This is a genomic window from Pontibacter pamirensis (assembly GCF_010015475.1).
GTDB lineage: Bacteria > Bacteroidota > Bacteroidia > Cytophagales > Hymenobacteraceae > Pontibacter > Pontibacter pamirensis.
In genome coordinates this window covers 50,941-69,433 of the sequence record NZ_SSNI01000001.1, presented here as the reverse complement: position 1 = coordinate 69,433, position 18,493 = coordinate 50,941, and the positions used below count along the sequence as shown (strand labels likewise).

The following is an 18,493-nucleotide window of genomic DNA, read 5'->3' as shown; positions in this document are numbered from 1 at the left end:
CTTACAAGACAGCATATTCAGAAGCATGGGTTTCGGCCCATGTTTCTCTCTTCCACAGCAGCTGAATTGGTCTGAAAGAATGACACCCTCTACCCTTGCGGCAATCTCCCCGTATAAAAAATCGGCCTCTAATTAAACTTTCGCTCTCCTGAGTTGTCACACTTAGTACAGGAGGTGCTTTACTTATCTATCTGGTAAAGAAACCAGTACCTCAACAAATGCCTCAGCACAATGGGCAGCACTGTTGTTACATACTGTATTGTGTTCTGGCTTGAATTCATCCGCTAATAATTACCGTCTCATGACGCACGACCTAAATAAACTATGAAAATTAACCACGTTAACCTCTCTCCTTTACTTTTACTTTTATTTTTGCCGCTGTCACTGCTGGCACAAAATCAAACCGGAGCAACGAAAGGCCGCATAACCGGCACTGTAGTGCAAGGGCTCCAGAATGAACCTGTAGGTTTTGCCAACGTGGTACTCCTCACTCCCCGCGACTCAAGCCTTGTGACCGGTGCCACGACAGATATCAGCGGCAGATTTGTGCTGAGGCGCGTTCCTTTTGGCCGCTATGTGCTTCGAATTTCCATTGTTGGCTATCCTACTAAATTTATATCGAACATCAAAGTCGGAGAAAATAACCCTGCTGTAGCGCTGGAAGAAGTTACGCTGGAGGATTCCGGCACAAGGCTGAGCGAAGTGGAGATAACGGCGGAACGCGAGCTGGTGGAGTATGACCTGGACAAGCGGGTTGTAAACGTAAGCCAGGATATATCGGCAGAGAGCGGCACTGTGGCCGATGTGCTGCAGAATGTGCCTTCTGTTACCGTTGACATAGACGGCAACATAAGTTTGCGTGGAAGCTCGAATGTCACCATTCTGGTAGATGGCAAACGCACGTCGCTGGCAAACCTGAGCATGGACCAGATTCCGGCTAACCTGATTGAGAGCATTGAAGTTGTCACCAATCCCTCTGCTAAGTATGACCCCGAAGGAACATCCGGCATCATTAACCTTATTCTCAAAGAAGACACAAACTTAGGGCTAAACGGCTCTGCCACGGTAAACGCCGGTACCTATGACAACTACAACGCCTCCATCAACCTGAACTACGGTTTTGGCAAACTGTCCCTTAACGGTGGCTACGACTTCAGGCACAGAACAAGACCTGGCACCAGCTCTACCTTTACAACATACTACGGAGACAGCCTGGACTATACATACCTGGACCAGGTACGGGAGCGGCAAAGCCTGGACATCAACCACAACTTCCGGCTAGGTGCAGATTATCAGCTTAGCTCTAAGCACGCCATATCAGCCTCCGCTTTTTACAGGACCGACTATGAGGAAGACACTGGAGATTTGCTGTACCGCTTTCTGGGAGATGACCGTGGACTAATCGGCACACGCACCCGCCTGACGGAGGAAGGCGAAGAGGGCTTTAACATGGACCTGAACCTGGGCTACCGCCAGACATTTGATAGAGAGGGGCAGGAACTGACGGCGGACCTGGTATACACTAACAATGCAGATGACGAGGAAAGCGAATGGGCGGACCAGGATATGGGAGTGCGGACAAGGCAGTATACCCTGACACACGACCTGAACAGGCGCTTTACAGCACAGGCTGATTACGTGCATCCCTTTTCGGAAAACAGCAGATTGGAAGCCGGCTTCCGCAGCTCTTTGCAGCGTCTGGACGAAGACGCAAGCTTCTATGACTATAACTATGAAACCGAACAGTTTGCGTACAACGACACCATCAGCAACCGCTTTGTGTATGACGAGCATGTGCACTCTTTGTATTCCAACTACAGCAATAAGTTCAAGAGCTTTAGCTACCAGTTTGGTGTACGGGCTGAGCAGACCTTAACCACCGCCGACCAGCGCACGCAGGAGATGGAGTATGAGAACAACTACTTCAGTCTGTTCCCGAGCCTCTTTGTAACCCACGACATCAACGACGATAACAAAGTACAGTTCAGCTACAGCCGCCGCATAAACAGGCCGAGAAGCCGTTACCTGAACCCCTTTGTAGACAGAAGCGACAGGTATGATGTTGATTTCGGTAACCCGCGCCTTAACCCTGAGTTCATCAACTCCCTGGAATCGGGCTACCTGAAGTACTGGGGCAACTCGTCTTTTAATATAAGCACCTTTTACCGCCACACCACCGACCAGATACAGCGGCTGCGGCAACCAGCCGTTGTAACCGAAGACGGCGAAACGTTTACCCGCCTCGAAACCACTTTCATCAACCTCTCCAGCGGCTCATCTTACGGCGTGGAGTTGGCTGCCACACATACCGTGGGCAACTGGTGGCGCTTAAACGGCAGCCTCTCTGGCTATAGAACTGAGCTAAACGACAGCCAGGGCGATACTGAACTAAGCAACAGCATGCTAAGCTGGAACACGAGAGTAAACTCTACCATGACGGTGTGGGAAGATTTGGATATACAGCTAAACGCCTTCTACCGTGCGCCAATGGCCACTATCCAGGGGCGCAGAGAGCAGCTTTTTAGCGCTGATTTAGGCCTGCGGAAAGACGTGTTGAACAAAAGGGGAACGGTGATGCTCCGGGTGTCTGACATCTTCAACACACGCCAGTGGAACTTTACAAGCTATGAAGAAGGGGTTTTCAGGTCAGAGAGCAACAACAGACGCCAGAGCCGCATTATTTATGTCGGTTTCACCTACCGCATTAACAGCGACAGCAGTCGCGGTGACGAGAACGGGGAAGGCAGAGGAGATGATGATTTCGGGTATTAAAACTAAGCGGCTACTTTTACAAATCCACTGTCTGGCCAAAACATGAACAGCAGGATTTTGTTCCAGGCAATAAGTTCGCAGTCAGCAGCTACTACCAGCTATCGCCATCAGAATAACCTTAGAATTTTGTACAAATTACTACACATCCATATTCATACATATTACTGCTAATCAGATTATTAAATAGTTAACATTCCAATAAATAGAAAATTTTTAGTAAAAACAGTCCAATACACCGTATACCATATGCACAGAAGCATGTGTAACTGAAAATTTTTAAACTATGAAGAAGCTACTTTTATCTTTTTTTGCATTAGCTACGGTGTATACGGCAGAGGCACAGGCCTCTTTTGGTGTTAGAGCTGGGGGTAATTTATCTAATTTATCAGGCGATGTGACAGACGACAGCCGCTTTAACAACAAATTTGGATGGCACGCCGGTCTGACAGCGAACTTCCCTATAGTAGAAGGATTCTTCTCCATTCAGCCTGAGCTGTACTACACAAACAAAGGTTTTAAAAATGAAGAGGAGGACTTTGAATTTAACAACCTGACATACAACAGAGAAGGTAGTGTAAACTACAACTACCTGGAGCTGCCCATTCTGGCCAGAATAGATGCAGGGCCTCTATACTTTGAGGGTGGCCCGACGGCGGCTTACCTGCTTAGCGTAAAAAACAACACTGACACGTTTGTTGCAGGCTCACCAGAACCTCTTGCTGTAAACCGCAGCAGTACCGAAGGTCTCACCAGGTTTGAACTAGGCTATGCTGCCGGTGTTGGATTTGGTATGCAAAGCGGACTTAGCCTTGGGGTACGTTATGTTGGTAGCTTCACCGATTTTGCCAGTGACGCGCCAAGTGATTATTTCCAGGGTGACTTAGTAAATGCCCGTAATTCAGTATTTATGCTGACGTTAGGATTCACTTTTCCTACACGCTAGTAAGCATACAATCAAAAGAAAAGCCAGTCCTGCCTGATGTGTAGGGCTGGCTTTTTTGCTTCCCTCCTCTAACGCCTTAGCTATCCTTTTGATTGGTGCTTTTTGGTGCTTTCAGAGCTTCCGCACACCTACCGGCAGTGTATTTGGATTGATTTTCTTATAAGTCAAACCTTTAACAAAGGCACAAGAGCCAGGGCAGTTACTACTTTGCAAATAAACGCACCTCCGCCTGCTCTTTCCCGTAATCAAGCAATAAGCAAGAACATATATATGCCCCCCCTATCCCGCCTCCCTATTATAGATATGCACTGCGACCTGCTGGTGTACCTGACAGATGTGCCAGGCTCGGCACCAGACAAAGTAGAAGAGATTGGTTGTGCACTACCCGCCTTAACAGAAGGCAACGTGAAGCTGCAGGTAATGGCAATATACTCGGCTGCAGAACCCGGCAGCACCCACTACGCAGGGCTGCAGCGCGACATGTTCAAGCAACTAGCCGAAGAGGAAAACAATTGCCTTAAAGCTGTAACGGATGTGGAGAGCCTTCGGGAGGTCACTCAGAGCAAGAACAGTGTGGGCATGGTAGCAGCCATAGAAAATGCAGCCGGGTTCTGTGAGGAAGTGGAGCCGCTCGAGGACGGGTTTAAAAAGTTAGAGAAGATAATTTCTGACTGCGGCCGCATCCTGTACATCAGTTTAACGCACCACACGGCAAACCGCTTCGGCGGCGGCAACATGACACAAAGCGGCATCACGCGCGATGGCAAAATGCTCTTAGACTACCTGCACGGCCGCCGCATCGCTGTGGACCTTTCCCACACCAGCGATGCCCTCGCCTATGACATCCTCACACATATAGACAGGGAGCGGCTCGACATTCCTGTCATAGCCAGCCATTCTAACTTCAGGCCTGTCTGGGAACACAACCGCAACCTGCCCGACGAAGTGACCCAGGAAATTATACACCGGAAGGGGCTGATAGGAATAAATTTTCTGCGGGCTTTCCTGAACACAGATGACCCGGAGGCACTCCTCCACCACATCCGGTACGGCCTGAGCGAAGGAGCCCAGAATTCCATTTGCTTCGGGGCTGACTACTTTTACACAGCCGATAACACTGACCTGAGTCGCATTCCGTTCTACTACAAAGAGCACGAGCAAGCAGGCACCAGCTACAATTATATCCTGAACCGGCTGGAAGAAGAAGTGCCGCAGGAGCAGCTTGCAAAATTGGCCTTCCAGAATGCACAGCACTTTATAGAGCGTATCTGGTCTTAGTGCTCCTGGCTTACCTTCTAAACGGTTTCTGCTGCCTCAAAAAGAGCAACTAACGGAAGACATCTGGAAAGCTTGTGTCAGTTCACCCTTAAAAAAGTGTATTTCACAAAATTCCTGCGCACACAAGAATTATACATGTCTCACGTTATTTCAATAAGATTATAAAAAACGATATTGCTATAACTCATTAATTCACAACATATAAACATACATAGCAATCAGGTAATCCGCGTGGCATTTTGCATTGTTCGGGCGCATTAAATTCTTTACCAGCTTGCTCCTCAAGCTCCTGATAGAAAATAATATATAGAACGTTTACCATACGAGATAAAACGCCGTATAAACTTTAACAGTACCTATACTGTACCCTAAAGGCACCTACAATTTCAACCCTAAACACGAAAGGCTCATGGATGCTCAGGAATACTCGCCGCACTACGTACAGATAAATGAACTGTACATCGATACAGTGGTGATAGACGAAACAGAGTTTATCACACTCTGGTGTTTCACTGTGCTCGATGATGAATATAAATTTGCCTATCTGGGCTGCGATTTCAGCCAGTTCAACCAGATACTGATTGCAGCCGGTGAGAAAGGGAAAGAGATTGCACTGCACATGGCCAACGTGCTCAACCATCCGTACGATGCGCCGACACTCATCCCAATAAAAGAGCAGTTTGACGAATACCTCGAACTGACAGGCCACGACATTGTGGTGTATGAGCCATTGGCAGTAGAGGATGATTTTGAGGACTTTGATGAGGAGGATGAAGACCTGCCCATAGAGCAGCTGTTTGGCGGCAAGCCAAACAAGACACAGCAGAAGTACCTTATCTACCAACTCGACAAGCTGTACCCTTCTAAAGTATTTGAGCCTGAGAAAATTGTTTCGGAAGAACTGGTGGATTGCTTTGAGGACGATTCCCTGGAACTGGCCCAGCTATACTATGACTACCTGAATGCCGCCGAGAACGGATACTCAGAAACAGAGGCACGCCAGGTAGCAGGACTGGACAAAGAGCTTTTCTTCCGGATGGCCCGCAAAGCCGCCGACCTCTGGAAATAAGTCTCCTGGCTGACATCATAGTGTTCCTATTTTTTGCTATCAGAAGTATTGTGTAAAATTTACCCGCATTCAGTCTGGAGCTTTTTCATGACTAAAGAGCATGTTTGTAATTATACTCGTTCTGCTTCTGCATTTGTACCTTGCTTCATTCCACCAATGCAGTGTTTTCGGGGCAGCAGGTAAAACAGACTTCCTGATTGACGATAAGAAAGGTATGGCAAAATGAACTTTGCCATACCTTTCTTATCTTTATCCCTTCAGAATAAATCATACCTGCTACTTATGAATAAACGATTGCTTTTCGTGCTGTCGGCTGCCTTGCTTGGCGGCACAACGATGGCGCAGAAACAACCTATGACAACAGACGATGGTCTGAATATGACTTCTCTGGGCAATGCCATCATCTCGCCAGACGGCAAGTCTGTTGTCTACGGAAAGTCTGAGATTAACTGGGAGAAGAACAAGCGCGAAACAACCTACCACCACATTGCTGCCAAAGGTGGAGAAAGCTATCAGTACCTCGGAGAGGACGGTGGCTCTGATCTTAGCTACTCTCCGGATGGTAAGTATATTGCCCTGAAGCGCAAGAAAGATGACCACCAGCAGCTTTTCCTGATACCTACCGCTGGCGGCGAGGCTGTACAGCTGACAAAGCACGATAACAGCGTGGGCAAATACGTCTGGAGCAAAGACAGCAAAAAACTATATTTTGTATCAGAAGTGCCACGCAGCAAAGAGGACCAGAAACTCTATAAAGCTGGTAACGATGCTTTATTTGTAGACGAAGGCCCGAACGGACAAGCCGAGGGTGCCTGGGAGCATCTGTGGGTTTTTGACCTGGATACAGAGAAGGCGAAGAAGCTGACAAAGAACGAGCTGTTAATAGGAGACTTTGATGTGGCACCTGATGGCAAGCGCATCGTATTTACGGGCCGCACCGAAAACCGCCGCAACCAGCGCAACCTCTCCGAGATCTATCTGCTGCAGCTTTCCGGCGATACGGCCACCATGCAGCTCACAGACAACAAAGCCCCGGAAGGAGACTTAAGCTGGGCACCTGATGGCAAAAGCTTTGCCTATACGGCCGCCGATGATAAAGAGTGGGAACTCCGCAACGATAAGATTTGGGTGATGGACCCGAATACAAAGCAGCCGCGTATGGTGTCTGGCAAGTTCGAAGGCAACATCAGCGACTATTACTGGACGCCGGATGCCAAGTCTATCCTTTTCACAGGCTTGCAGCGCACCAATACTAACCTGTACCGCCTCAACATGGCTAAAGGCGACGTGAAGAACCTGAGCAACCGCACCGGCACCTGGCGCATGCTGGGCATTACACCCGACCGCAGCAAAGCCGTGCTCAGCTTCAGCGACTACAGAACACCGACTGACTTATATGTGTCGGCAGTAGATAAATTTAACCCAACAAAGCTCACCAACCTGAACCCGCGCATTACGGACACTTTGCAACTGGCTACCGCCGAAGTAGTGAAATGGAAGAGCAAGGATGGTTTAGAGGTGGAAGGCTTGCTGTACTTGCCAACAGATTATCAGAAAGGCAAGCAGCACCCTCTCCTGCTGCACATACATGGTGGCCCGGCGGGGGTGTTTACCAACTCCTTTAACCCGGCATACCATGTGTGGGCAAACTTGGGATATATACAGCTGGCACCTAATGTGCGCGGCAGCAGCGGCTATACTGATGCTTTGCTGCGCGGCAACATGGGCGACATCGGCGGCGGCGACTACGAAGACCTGATGAGCGGCGTAGACAAGCTTGTTGCCGACGGCATGGTGGATAAAGACAAAATGGCCGTACGTGGCTGGAGCTACGGCGGTATTCTGGGAGGTACTACTATTACCAAAACCAACCGCTTTAAAGCGGCCTCGCTCGGCGCTATGGTATCCGACTGGACCTCCGAGTATGGCATTGGCTTTAACCATGATGTACGCTTGTGGTACGTGAAGGGCACCCCTTGGGAGAACCCGGAAGGTTACCGCCAGAAGTCGGTGCTGACACATGTAAAGAACATCGAAACGCCAACGCTTATCCTGCACGGCTTGAGCGACGTGACAGACACCGAAGCACAAAGTATGATGCTGTTCACGGCGCTGAAGGACATGAACAAGACCGTGCGCTACATTCAGTTCCCGCGTGAGCCGCACGGTTTCCGTGAGCCGCGCCACCAGCGCATCCGCGATATTGAGGAAATTAAATGGATACAGAAGCACACGCTGGGTATAGACTGGCAGGCACCGGAGCGGAAAGAAGACGTGAAGAAGAAGGAAGAGGAGAAGGCACAGGCTTCTGCAAAATAGTTTGCTTCCTTACTATTAGGCGCTCTGCAGTATAAGGCTGCAAGCTCGCACCAGCGGAAGCAAAATACAGAATAAAACAGCGAGAGGAAGCCTGACGGCCTCCTCTCGCTGTTATCAAACCTACTGGTATTAAGGTTATTCCTCAGACAGCACTACAGAGTCAGGAACTGCCAACCTGTCCAGTTCATCCCGCATATGCGCCCGCATGTCCATCAGCAGGTCGCGTATTTTTTGGTTGTCGGCTCTGCGAAGCGCCTCTTCGTACCGGTCTATTTGTGTACGGTGTGAACTGGCAATAAAATCGTGGTAGCGGGTGTCAAACTCCTCTCCCTCCAGCAGCTGAAACTCCTGCACCAGGCCTCTGTCGGCACCGCCAAGGCTATCAGGTAACTGAACTTTCTCTTTGCCGGCCATTAGTCGTTTCATCCGTTCAAGGGCATTGCTGTGAAAATCGACAGCACGCTGACCTAAAGCCCTTGTTTTTTCGGTGGTGCCTTTCTCTATGGCCAGGCGGCTGATTTCTACCTGCAGCATGTTGCTACTGGCCGCATAATCCCAAAAAGCAGGATCGTACATGATGCTGCGGCTAACGGTGATCGTATCTGCTTCCGGGTTAGAGGAAGGCCTGTCGCAGGCCATCATCAGTAGAAGCAAAGCACCAAAAAGGATAGCGGAGAACTTAGTTTTAAACATATTAAGTGAATCGTGTATAAGGGTCTGTTACCTATACTACGCAGCATATATGTTTAGTTCAGGCCTGTATAAACTTTCTCTAAAAATACACCAAACCTTCCCATACTGCAAAATCTTCTGCTCTTATCAGAAGGTATACTGCTTCCGGACTACTGTTAAATTACTCTCCCTGCCTTGCTCTGCTACAACGTGAGCAGGCTTCGGCTGCGTCACCAGTTCCTGTGGTAAGCCAATGCTCTGGTCGTAGAGGTACAGCGTGAGTGGAGCACCTGATTTTAAGCGCAACTCCAGCTCCACTTCTTTGCTGGTGGGCAAACCATGCAGGCGCGTAAAGTATACCAGGCTTTGTGTCGCATCTATGGGCTCTAACTGGAGGTCTTCTCCTGCCAGTGTGGCACTTAGCAAAGCATCAGGTGTTTGTGGCTGCAGTACCAGTTCGAGGTGGGCCGCGCCGCGCGGTGAGGACAGGCGCAGGCGCAGCAGGCGCTCATCTCCTATAACTGTATCCTGCAGCACCTCTGCCACGGGGGCAGGCACCGTTAAGGGCGCTGCTTCGCTCTTCAGGTATTCGATGGCGGCATGCGGGTATATTTCTCTTAAGGGGCCGGTAGTGGTGCTATCTTGGAAGAACTGCTGGTTCCATTCATCCGTCACCTGGAAAGCCGAAGCCCAGTAGGCCTTACCGGCATCTGCATTCAGGAAATAACTCACGTGGCTGTGCAAGGGCCGTTCCGGAGCAGGCTGCTCGTAACCAATGGCACGTGCCACCTCTATGCCGCCTGCCAGCAGCAGGAGCAGTGGCAGAAGTGGAAACCCCCGCCAGCTGAAGCTGCGCTCAATTACACGGAGCAAAGGCAAAAGCAGCCCCAGCAACAACACGAAAAGCGCCACCATACCTATTGGCAACTGCAAAGAGAATGCAGCAAACACCACCTGCACAATCGGCATCATGATAAAAACGGCAGGCACCGCAGCCAACAGCAGAATCAGCGCAAACTTAAAATTGACTTTCTCCCCTTCATACAACCCTGTCAGGAAAATGGCCAGCACCCCTGCCAGGGTAAACAACATCGGAAAGAGGAGCAGATAAGTAGCATTTGGGATTAGCAGATATAGCACCACCGCTAGCACAAACTGAAGCACCAGCATTCCCATCACCAGCGAAAAAAGGCGCAGCCAGCGCAAAGCAAACCAGCTCAGCAACAGGAACAGGCCCAGCGCCAGCAGCAGGTAAGAAATAAAAAACATGTCAGCGCCATAGAGGCCGTTAAAGGAATGCGAGAGCGGCATCAGTTGCAACACCAGCCTGTTGATCGGGATGAAAAGTCCCACTACTGCTGCCACGAGCAGCATGCTTGCCAGAAAGCCGATTACTACCTGGCCAACTGTAAAAGCCCGCTTCTGCACGCCAATCATCAGTGTAACTACCAGCAGCAATGTAGCCAGTGCAATCCATAGCAGATTCAGGTTGGCGTTGTAGCGGATAACCCAATTATCAATAAAGTTGAAGAACACAGCATCGGGGGCTTTGGTAGCCGCAAGAGAAGTATGGCCGAAGTGCCGGGTAAGCGCCAGCAGGTTACTGCCATGGTGCTGCAGGCTGTGCTGGCTCAGGTTTTCAGGAGAGTCAGTGACCTTATGGTAGTTTACAAACCCACCTATAAAAGCAGAGTTAAGCCCGGTGTAGCCAGCATCTTTGAAAACAGTAAAATCAGTGTCGTTAGGCATACGACTGTAGATCTCGTACGCCAATGAACTTACGTATGGGTGCGGTGCCGCCTCTATGAACTGCTTCACCACCCAACCGTTTCCCGGGCTCATTTCAAAGGTCAGGCTAGGGCCGGCAGTACCCCGGGCCTCCATGTTCAGCACCAGCGCCACTTCCTGTGCCCAAGGGTGTTTCATAAACGCTTTGGCGCCGTACAGGCCATACTCCTCCCCGTCCGTCAGTAGCACGATCACATCATGATCCAGGGGCTCCGCCTGCTTCAGTGCCCGTATTGTTTCCAGTATGGCGGCCACGCCGGCGCCATCGTCGCCGGCGCCACGCGCATTGGGCTGCGAGTCGTAATGGGCTACTAAAAGGATGGCTGTATCACCTGCGCTACTGCCTTTCATCCTGCCTATCAAATTGTATACGTGCCCTACATAAGCTGCTTTTCCTGCTTCGTTTACTGCTGTGGCTTCCTGCACCTGCGGGTCCAGGCCTAACTGACGCATTTCGCTTAACAGGTATTCTCTAACGTCTGCATGTGCCGCCGTGCCCATGGCATGCGGTTCCTGTGCTATTTGGTGCACGTATTTCATGGCTCTCTCGGCTGAGAATTCTTCCGCAGGAGCAGCCGCTGGTTCTGGTCTGGGCGGCATCAGCAGGTATATGCTTAGCAGGGCAAACCCGGTGAGCGCCAGCAGCAGAAAGGTAGCAATGGCATTGTTGCGGTACCGCATGAACAGGTGGTTTAGGGAGAATATAACAGTGAACTAATATAGAAATTAATTCCGATAAAGTATGGCAGAAGCACCAGTATCCCTTCAAAGCAAAGCGGCACCGCCTGCTGTAGACGGTGCCGCTTTGCTTTATTTCAGCCCTTGCTTTTAAACAACTTCATGCTTCTCCGGGTCCTGCACTTCGCTTTGGCGCAACTGCACAGGTTCTGATTTCTTGCGCAGCTTCATGTTCAGCATCTCTACCATCAGCGAGAAGAACATGGCAAAGTAAATGTAGCCTTTCGGGATGTGCTGGTGCAACGATTCGACTATCAGCATAAAGCCAATCAGGATAAGGAACGAGAGCGCCAGCATTTTTACGGTCGGGTGCTTGTTCACAAAATCGCTCACGTACTTGGCAAATACCAGCATAATGCCCATGGCTATGATAACGGCAATAATCATAATAATTACTTCCTGTGCCAGACCTACGGCCGTTAGAATGGAGTCGAAGGAGAATACGATGTCAATGAGTATGACCTGTATCAGCACCTGCGACATGGTAGCGTATGCCTTGCCGCCGCCATGCGCCTCCTCTTCCTCGCCCTCCAGCTTGTTATGTATTTCGGTCGTGCTTTTAGCCAGCAGGAACAAGCCTCCACAGAACAGGATAATGTCGCGCCAGGAAACCGGGAAGTCCGATTCAGTGAAAGGCAGGTTGATGGTGAACAAAGGCGCGCTGGCTCCCACAATCCAGGAGATGAACATCAGCAGGATAATCCGGAAAACCAAGGCCAGGGACAAGCCGATAGTGCGGCCTTTCGCCTGTTGTTCCTTCGGCAGCCTGCCCACTATGATCGAAATAAAAACGATATTATCTATGCCGAGCACCACCTCCATAAAGGTCAGTGTCAGCAGGCTTATCCAGGCATCCGGATTAGCGAAAATTTCCATATAGGTAATTGTTAATTGTTGATAATTGATTCTTGATTTTTACTCTCCTAAACTACGGTTGATGTGTGCGGCCATCATAAAAGAAACTAATCCTAATCCCTTATTAACAATACAGCCATTTAACAATCAACAATTAAGTTAAGATTTCATGTTGATGTACTGCAACGGCATGCCTATTTCTTCGCTGTTACCACGCATCACAGCAATTACATCCTGCAGGTCATCTATCTTCTTGCCTGTTACGCGAATTTGCTCATCCATTATGGCAGCAGACACTTTTAGCTTGCTGTCTTTAATCAGCTTCATGATTTTCTTGGAAGTCTCTTTGTCGATGCCTGCCTTCACCTTAATATCCTTTTTCACCATAGCCCCCGACTGGTAGGCTTCTTTTGAAAAATCCAGTGCGGTGGCATCCATGCCCTGCTTCACCATTTTACCAAGCAGCACGTCCTCCGTATGTTGCACCCGCATGTCGTTTTCCATGGCGATGTGCACCTCGTTCGCCTTTTTGTCGTACTCGATGCTGCCCTTTGTGTCACGAAAGTCGTAACGGTTCATGATCTCCTTGCGGGCGGTATTGACGGCATTATCCATTGTCTGCGGATCTACCTTGCTCACGATATCAAAAGATGCCATAGTTTTCTGTTTTAGTTTATCTCTAAAATTAGTTTTAGACGCTATAAAGCGGACAAAGTTATTTTATTTTCAGGTACCAGATGCAAGATAAAAGACGTAGAAACTCTTTTATTATTGATGGCCGGGAGGTTAAATTGCTAAATGTTTAAATTGCTGCCCGAGCACACTACTCCTACCCGCCTTTTGAGAACACGACAGAATGAAGGCTTACAATACCGGATGTTTTTCAGCAAGCCATGTATGCAGCCACCAACCGTAACCCAAACTACAACAGTTTAACAATTCAGCCATTCAACAATCAACTCATGGAAGTTATAGAACCTGCCACACCCGAGGAATTTCAGAAGTACTACCGCCTGCGCTACGAAACGCTGCGCCAGCCCTGGGATCAGCCGGAGGGCAGTGAGCGCGTGGAGGACGATGCCACAGCCATACATGCCATGCTGGTGGATGACAACGGTGAAGCTGTGGGCATTTGCCGCCTGCACATGAATACACCACTGGAAGGGCAGTTGCGCTTTATGGGTATCCGGAAAGACAAGCAGGGGCAGCAACTCGGCAACCAGCTAATGGAATACCTAGAAGCGCGTGCTAAAACCTTGGGAGCCATGTCGCTTACGCTGCAGGCCCGTGAGAACGCTGTCAACTTTTACCGCCGGAACGGGTATGAGGTAGTGGAAGAAACATACATCCTGTTTGGCACCATACAGCACTACCGCATGACCAAGCAGCTATAGAACCGACTGAATGAAGAAAAAGACAAAACTGTTGCTTACCGCTGGCGCCTTGCTGGTTGCCACCGCTCTTGTAAGCAGTTGCAGCAGCAGCCATGCCCCACTTGCCACAGTACCCCGCGTTGACCTTGACCGCTACGAAGGCCGCTGGTATGAAATTGCCGCCTTACCGCAACGTTATGAGAAGGGCTGCCACTGCGTATATGCCGAGTACAGGCAGAACCCTGAAGGGTATGTGGATGTTTACAACTTCTGCCGAAAAGGTGGCCCGGAGGGCGAAGGAGAAGCCGCGACAGGCAAAGCTTTCCCGGTGGAGGGGAGCAACAACAGCAAACTGAAAGTACAGTTCTTCTGGCCCTTCAAAGGCGACTACTGGATACTGGAACTGGATTCGGATTATCAATATGTCCTCGTCGGTTCTCCGGACCGCGAAAGCCTCTGGATTTTATCCCGCACTCCCCAATTGGATGAGGAAGTATATGACCGCCTTGTGCAACTGGCCCGGCAGAAGGGCTTTCCGGTGGAAGATTTAAGGCTGATGGACCAGAGCTGCTATTTATAGTTGACCACGTTTAGAAATAGTATATAGCTTTCACTCCGCAGCAACCTGGCAGCCAAGAGGTAGCATGCCTGTAGTTTCCGCGCCTGCCTGCCACCAATATATACCTCCGCTTTAAACCAGAGAAAACTCAGTTAGCGTAAAGTTCGCCCGCTTGCTCAACGCCATCAACTACATCCGACGTACCAGATAAAGGAAGAAGAAACGGAGGAGCTATGAGTTACAAGCATACAATTTACTACCCGGCAGCCTACCATGAGCAGGAAGAAAAAGAGTGGCCGCTGATACTGTTCCTGCATGGTGCGGGCGAACGGGGCGACGACCTGGAGAAAGTAAAGCTGCAGGGACTGCCACAGTACCTGATTGGCAAAGAAGACTTCCCGTTTGTGGTGGCCTATCCGCAATGCCCACGCCAGTCTTACTGGCAAATGCCGCTCTTAAGTGAGTGGTTGAAAGAGGTGCTGGAACAGGTGCGCGCAGATAAAACCCGCATCTACCTGACCGGCATCAGCATGGGTGGCTATGGCACCTGGCATTGGGCGGCGGCCCGCCCGGAGAAGTTTGCCGCTATCCTGCCTGTATGCGGTGGCGGGGAAATCACAAGGGCGCGCCACCTCGCCAAAATGCCAATATGGGCTTTCCATGGAGCCAAAGACGATGTTGTACCTGTAGAGGAAACGCTGAAAATGGCTAAAGCCGTAGAGGCAGCAGGCGGCCATGTGAAGCTCACCATTTATCCCAACCTGAAGCACGACTCCTGGACAGAAACCTACAACAACCCTGAGATATATGATTGGTTCCTGGAGCACCAGAAAGAGGTGAAGGAGCGGCCGTAATTAGCCGCTGTCTCAAACCCGGCCTCTTGTTAAGCGCCCCGCTTTTCCTGCATTTTTTTCACGATGTTGCGTAGGATACTGCGCGGTACAAACCGGGTGAAGAAGACGGTAAGCTTATTATGGATACCTGGAATCACAACTACCTCGCCGGCCATCATTCCCTCGTAGCCTGCTTTGGCCACGCTTCGTGCATCGGCGACAAACTGCTTCGAGAAAATACCGGAGCCTTCCAGGTTGGCTGCGTCTTTAAAGTTTGTTTCTGTAGGTCCGGGGCAAAGTGCTGTCACCGTTACATTGCTGTCTTCCAGTTCTGCAGCCAGCGCCTCCGAAAAAGACTGCACATAGGCTTTACTGGCATAATATACGGCCATAAACGGTCCGGCAGGAGGAAATGCTGCTGTAGAAGACACATTCATAACTCTACCCTGCCGCCCCTCTGGCAGCTGCTCCAGAAACAACTTGCAGAGATGCGTGAGCGATACCATGTTCAGTTGCATCATATCTAGCTCCCGCTGCAAATCTGATCCCCGGAAAGCGCCATAATAGCCGAAGCCGGCATTGTTCACCAGCACATCGACGGTTGTGTTCTCCTGCTTCAGCTGTGCCATCACTTTTTCCGGCGCATCGTGCTCGCTCAGGTCTGACGCAATTACTTTCGTGTATACCTTGTACTTAATCGCAAACTTCAGCGCCATGCTTTGAAGCTTGTCTTCGGAGCGGGCCACCAGCACCAGGTCATGGCCGTGCTGCGCGAAAAGTTCTGCCAGTTCGTAACCAATGCCTGCAGAGGCACCCGTAATCAGGGCTGTATAATTTGTGTGCGGTTGCGTATTCGCCATTATTTCTGCTTTGGATATATTTTAAATTGATTAATTGTTTTCTCCGCGCATTTCCTGCCGGCGCATCGGCATCTGGTCAATCAGGCCGAAAATCTTTTCCAGCGCAACTGTCTCTTTGTTCCGCTGTTTCTCTGTGCCGTCTTTACCAATTAGAATAACAGAGAAAGCTTCCTGCGGCACCTGGAAGCGGCTGCGGAGCTCTTTCCCATGGAATCCTTTCTGCCGGGTGCCGTTTAAGTATACTTCGTCCTGCCCAATCAGTTCTACCACCACCATATCACGGTCAGCTAACGCAGCCCTTTCGTTTTCTATAAGCTCTTTCTGGCGTACATACGCTGCATTTTCTGCGGAAGGTGCGAAGAGCAGCAGTGGGCGCTTCTTCCATTTATACTGATCCAGGATGTTTCCAGAAGACTTGGTTTGCGCATCTGCCCGCAAGCCAAACAGCATGAAGCCAGCCAGGAACAGAGAAAATAGTATCTTTTTCATCCTCTAGCATACGTGTGCAGCCAGCAGCATGGTTTATACTGCCACCTCTTTTATACTCACCCTGTTGCGGTCTTTTTCCCTCTTTTCACTAAGCCCCTATTATTACTAGCTGTAACCGTTGCACAACAGCAGAAAATCCCGTAACTCGGTTAGCAAAACTTAAATCAGATAATGATGCCACACGAAGAATCAGAGCAACTGCGCTACCCCATTGGCAAGTTTGCTATGTCGCAGCCCCTCACTGACGAGCAGATAGAGCAACACATCCTGTCTATTGCCGGACTCCCTGCCAGGCTGCAGGAAGCGGTGGCCAACATGACGCAGGAGCAGTTAGATACCCCCTACCGCGAAGGCGGCTGGACTGTGCGGCAGGTCATCCACCACCTCCCCGATAGCCACCTGAACGGCTATACCCGCCAAAAGCTGGCTTTAACGGAGGACACCCCCACCATCAGGCCCTATAACGAGGGTGAATGGGCTAAGCTACCTGATAGCCTGCAAGGGGCACCGGATATTTCCCTTGCGCTGCTAACCGCCCTGCACCAACGGTGGGTGCTGCTCCTTAAAAGCCTGCAGCCGGAGCAGTTAGAACGAAAGTTTATACATCCAGAAAATGGAGAGCAACGGATTCGGGAGCATATTGAGCTTTACGCATGGCACGGAGAACATCACCTGGCTCATATCACAGAACTAAAAAAGCGCAGGGGCTGGTGACGCTGGCCCAACAGCAAGAATGACAAGCTGATTATCAATATCTTAAACTGTTGCAGGCATAGAAGCAGGCAATAAAAAGAGACAAATATAGATTTAATAGATTAGCACCATTTTCATATAATTATTATTAAATACACGGCAATTACTTAACGATTATATATTTTTAAATTATTTTTTTTGAAAAATTTGCAATTTAAAAAAGCGTGTTCTATATTTGAATCATCAACAACAATGTAGGGTGTTGAAACTGGCAGACAAGCCCTCCTATCTCGGGGGTGGAGGTTCCGGGACAAAGCAACTTTTGATCTATCTACTGGTACAAAGACATTTGCCTAACTACTCCGTGGAGGTTCGATTCCTCCCCCTACAGCTAAAGAGCCTCTCCGGATTGAATTCCGGAGAGGCTCTCTCTTTTTAGGAATAACACGAATAACACTTTTTACCTGGCAGGCATAAAAAATCCTGCGCCGCATGGTTTATGAACATGCAGCGCAGGACTAAAAGAAACAATACGGATGTACTACTGCTGAGCTGTTATGGTAACAGGCACCTCTAGGTTTTCCCAACGGAGCACAATGCCTTGGTCTGTTACATCGTAAGCCAGGCGCTCATTCATAGTAGCAGCTTTGCGTGGCTTGGTTGTTACGCGCAGTGCATCCTGCCCTTCGTCGTACTGCGTGCCCCACTGCTTGGCTGTTTTGTTGAAAATCACGGTCCATTCGTCTTCTCCCGGAATGGTATATAAACTGTAGGTACCGGCTGGCAGTGCTTTCCCTTCCACCATTACATCCTCGTCAACTGTTACAGTAGTGGCCTCGTTGGCTCCTGCGCGCCATACTTCTCCGTAGGGCACTAGGTCACCCCAAATCTGACGGCCTTTTACAGCCGGGCTGCTGTAACTGACAATAATATCTGCTTCTCCTACTTTACCGGTTGCCGTAGCAGGAGGACTTGCCTTTTGCTCATTCTGCGCCCAGGCGACAGTGGACATCAGCATGCAAACAAATAACAGTGCAAGTGAATTTAAAATGCGTGTGTTTTTCATAATCTTTTTGGTTTGGTTAATTCAATTTGGTCAGTTTAAAAAAGATAAACGCAAGGAGTAGCGTCTATAGTATAAGTTATTGTCTATAAGCGGCTAACTCAACACGTGGTATACGCACTTTAAAAATTTTAGCTTAGATTAAACTAATCTTAAATGTTTATTTGGCTAGCTAAGGCTCCCCATTCC

16 protein-coding genes are annotated in these 18,493 nt (G+C 49.6%); 9 read left to right on the top strand and 7 right to left on the bottom strand.

The features are described 5' to 3' along the window. Nucleotides 1–324: 324 nt before the first annotated feature. The 5 genes from E1919_RS01000 to E1919_RS00980 all read left to right on the top strand — a co-directional run bounded on the left by E1919_RS01000 (nt 325) and on the right by E1919_RS00980 (nt 8,381). Nucleotides 325–2,772, top strand: coding sequence for a TonB-dependent receptor (locus tag E1919_RS01000; protein WP_162051492.1), 2,448 nt, complete (start codon nt 325–327; stop codon nt 2,770–2,772). A gap of 283 nt (nt 2,773–3,055) precedes the next feature. Then, the gene (locus E1919_RS00995) at nt 3,056–3,715 is read left to right on the top strand and encodes a porin family protein (RefSeq protein ID WP_162051491.1); all 660 of its coding nucleotides are present in this window, start codon (nt 3,056–3,058) and stop codon (nt 3,713–3,715) included. Nucleotides 3,716–3,985: 270 nt separating this feature from the next. Further along, nucleotides 3,986–4,993 (top strand): dipeptidase, encoded by a 1,008-nt coding sequence (locus tag E1919_RS00990; RefSeq protein ID WP_162051490.1) that lies wholly within the window; start codon nt 3,986–3,988, stop codon nt 4,991–4,993. Nucleotides 4,994–5,402: 409 nt separating this feature from the next. After that, the gene (locus tag E1919_RS00985) at nt 5,403–6,062 is read left to right on the top strand and encodes a hypothetical protein (protein ID WP_162051489.1); all 660 of its coding nucleotides are present in this window, start codon (nt 5,403–5,405) and stop codon (nt 6,060–6,062) included. Nucleotides 6,063–6,344: 282 nt separating this feature from the next. Further along, complete coding sequence (locus E1919_RS00980) at nt 6,345–8,381, top strand: S9 family peptidase (protein WP_162051488.1); 2,037 nt, start codon at nt 6,345–6,347, stop codon at nt 8,379–8,381. Nucleotides 8,382–8,516: 135 nt separating this feature from the next. Here the strand turns inward: E1919_RS00980 and E1919_RS00975 are convergent, their stop codons facing one another. The 4 genes from E1919_RS00975 to E1919_RS00960 all read right to left on the bottom strand — a co-directional run bounded on the left by E1919_RS00975 (nt 8,517) and on the right by E1919_RS00960 (nt 13,091). Beyond that, nucleotides 8,517–9,074 (bottom strand): DUF4142 domain-containing protein, encoded by a 558-nt coding sequence (locus E1919_RS00975; protein ID WP_162051487.1) that lies wholly within the window; start codon nt 9,072–9,074, stop codon nt 8,517–8,519. A gap of 126 nt (nt 9,075–9,200) precedes the next feature. After that, nucleotides 9,201–11,522, bottom strand: a complete 2,322-nt coding sequence (locus E1919_RS00970; RefSeq protein WP_162051486.1) for a M20/M25/M40 family metallo-hydrolase — start codon at nt 11,520–11,522, stop codon at nt 9,201–9,203. A gap of 147 nt (nt 11,523–11,669) precedes the next feature. Next, on the bottom strand, nt 11,670–12,455 hold the full coding sequence (locus E1919_RS00965) for a TerC family protein (protein WP_162051485.1): 786 nt from the start codon (nt 12,453–12,455) through the stop codon (nt 11,670–11,672). Nucleotides 12,456–12,593: 138 nt separating this feature from the next. Then, nucleotides 12,594–13,091 carry a YajQ family cyclic di-GMP-binding protein gene (locus E1919_RS00960; RefSeq protein ID WP_162051484.1) on the bottom strand — a complete coding sequence of 166 codons (498 nt, stop codon included), beginning with the start codon at nt 13,089–13,091 and terminating at the stop codon, nt 12,594–12,596. Between the two features lie 305 nt (nt 13,092–13,396). On the opposite strand from E1919_RS00960, the gene E1919_RS00955 reads away from it, so the two are divergent. From E1919_RS00955 to E1919_RS00945, 3 genes are all read left to right on the top strand, one after another. Continuing rightward, on the top strand, nt 13,397–13,828 hold the full coding sequence (locus E1919_RS00955) for a GNAT family N-acetyltransferase (protein WP_162051483.1): 432 nt from the start codon (nt 13,397–13,399) through the stop codon (nt 13,826–13,828). Between the two features lie 10 nt (nt 13,829–13,838). After that, nucleotides 13,839–14,387 (top strand): lipocalin family protein, encoded by a 549-nt coding sequence (locus E1919_RS00950; RefSeq protein ID WP_162051482.1) that lies wholly within the window; start codon nt 13,839–13,841, stop codon nt 14,385–14,387. A 212-nt stretch (nt 14,388–14,599) separates the two neighbouring features. After that, nucleotides 14,600–15,220 (top strand): carboxylesterase family protein, encoded by a 621-nt coding sequence (locus tag E1919_RS00945; protein ID WP_162051481.1) that lies wholly within the window; start codon nt 14,600–14,602, stop codon nt 15,218–15,220. A gap of 29 nt (nt 15,221–15,249) precedes the next feature. On the opposite strand, the gene E1919_RS00940 is transcribed toward E1919_RS00945, so the two are convergent. Both E1919_RS00940 and E1919_RS00935 read right to left on the bottom strand, forming a co-directional pair. Next, entirely contained in the window at nt 15,250–16,059 is an 810-nt protein-coding gene (locus E1919_RS00940) for an SDR family NAD(P)-dependent oxidoreductase (RefSeq protein WP_162051480.1), read from the bottom strand. Between the two features lie 30 nt (nt 16,060–16,089). Beyond that, the gene (locus E1919_RS00935; protein WP_162051479.1) at nt 16,090–16,548 is read right to left on the bottom strand and encodes a DUF4174 domain-containing protein; all 459 of its coding nucleotides are present in this window, start codon (nt 16,546–16,548) and stop codon (nt 16,090–16,092) included. Between the two features lie 171 nt (nt 16,549–16,719). Here E1919_RS00935 and E1919_RS00930 point away from each other — a divergent pair, with 171 nt between their 5' ends. Next, entirely contained in the window at nt 16,720–17,262 is a 543-nt protein-coding gene (locus tag E1919_RS00930; protein WP_317168177.1) for a YfiT family bacillithiol transferase, read from the top strand. Between the two features lie 520 nt (nt 17,263–17,782). Here the strand turns inward: E1919_RS00930 and E1919_RS00925 are convergent. Beyond that, entirely contained in the window at nt 17,783–18,307 is a 525-nt protein-coding gene (locus tag E1919_RS00925) for a DUF2911 domain-containing protein (protein WP_162051478.1), read from the bottom strand. Nucleotides 18,308–18,493 lie beyond the last annotated feature (186 nt).

What these genes read in the sequence shown, in the direction of transcription:
- E1919_RS00960 (WP_162051484.1), bottom strand. Translation starts at nt 13,091, where the DNA reads ATGGCATCTTTTGATATCGTGAGCAAGGTAGATCCGCAGACAATGGAT.
- E1919_RS00940 (WP_162051480.1), bottom strand. Translation starts at nt 16,059, where the DNA reads ATGGCGAATACGCAACCGCACACAAATTATACAGCCCTGATTACGGGT.
- E1919_RS00930 (WP_317168177.1), top strand. Translation starts at nt 16,720, where the DNA reads ATGATGCCACACGAAGAATCAGAGCAACTGCGCTACCCCATTGGCAAG.
- E1919_RS00925 (WP_162051478.1), bottom strand. Translation starts at nt 18,307, where the DNA reads ATGAAAAACACACGCATTTTAAATTCACTTGCACTGTTATTTGTTTGC.
- E1919_RS00950 (WP_162051482.1), top strand. Translation starts at nt 13,839, where the DNA reads ATGAAGAAAAAGACAAAACTGTTGCTTACCGCTGGCGCCTTGCTGGTT.
- E1919_RS00965 (WP_162051485.1), bottom strand. Translation starts at nt 12,455, where the DNA reads ATGGAAATTTTCGCTAATCCGGATGCCTGGATAAGCCTGCTGACACTG.
- E1919_RS00935 (WP_162051479.1), bottom strand. Translation starts at nt 16,548, where the DNA reads ATGAAAAAGATACTATTTTCTCTGTTCCTGGCTGGCTTCATGCTGTTT.
- E1919_RS00975 (WP_162051487.1), bottom strand. Translation starts at nt 9,074, where the DNA reads ATGTTTAAAACTAAGTTCTCCGCTATCCTTTTTGGTGCTTTGCTTCTA.
- E1919_RS01000 (WP_162051492.1), top strand. Translation starts at nt 325, where the DNA reads ATGAAAATTAACCACGTTAACCTCTCTCCTTTACTTTTACTTTTATTT.
- E1919_RS00970 (WP_162051486.1), bottom strand. Translation starts at nt 11,522, where the DNA reads ATGCGGTACCGCAACAATGCCATTGCTACCTTTCTGCTGCTGGCGCTC.
- E1919_RS00955 (WP_162051483.1), top strand. Translation starts at nt 13,397, where the DNA reads ATGGAAGTTATAGAACCTGCCACACCCGAGGAATTTCAGAAGTACTAC.
- E1919_RS00990 (WP_162051490.1), top strand. Translation starts at nt 3,986, where the DNA reads ATGCCCCCCCTATCCCGCCTCCCTATTATAGATATGCACTGCGACCTG.
- E1919_RS00980 (WP_162051488.1), top strand. Translation starts at nt 6,345, where the DNA reads ATGAATAAACGATTGCTTTTCGTGCTGTCGGCTGCCTTGCTTGGCGGC.
- E1919_RS00995 (WP_162051491.1), top strand. Translation starts at nt 3,056, where the DNA reads ATGAAGAAGCTACTTTTATCTTTTTTTGCATTAGCTACGGTGTATACG.
- E1919_RS00985 (WP_162051489.1), top strand. Translation starts at nt 5,403, where the DNA reads ATGGATGCTCAGGAATACTCGCCGCACTACGTACAGATAAATGAACTG.
- E1919_RS00945 (WP_162051481.1), top strand. Translation starts at nt 14,600, where the DNA reads ATGAGTTACAAGCATACAATTTACTACCCGGCAGCCTACCATGAGCAG.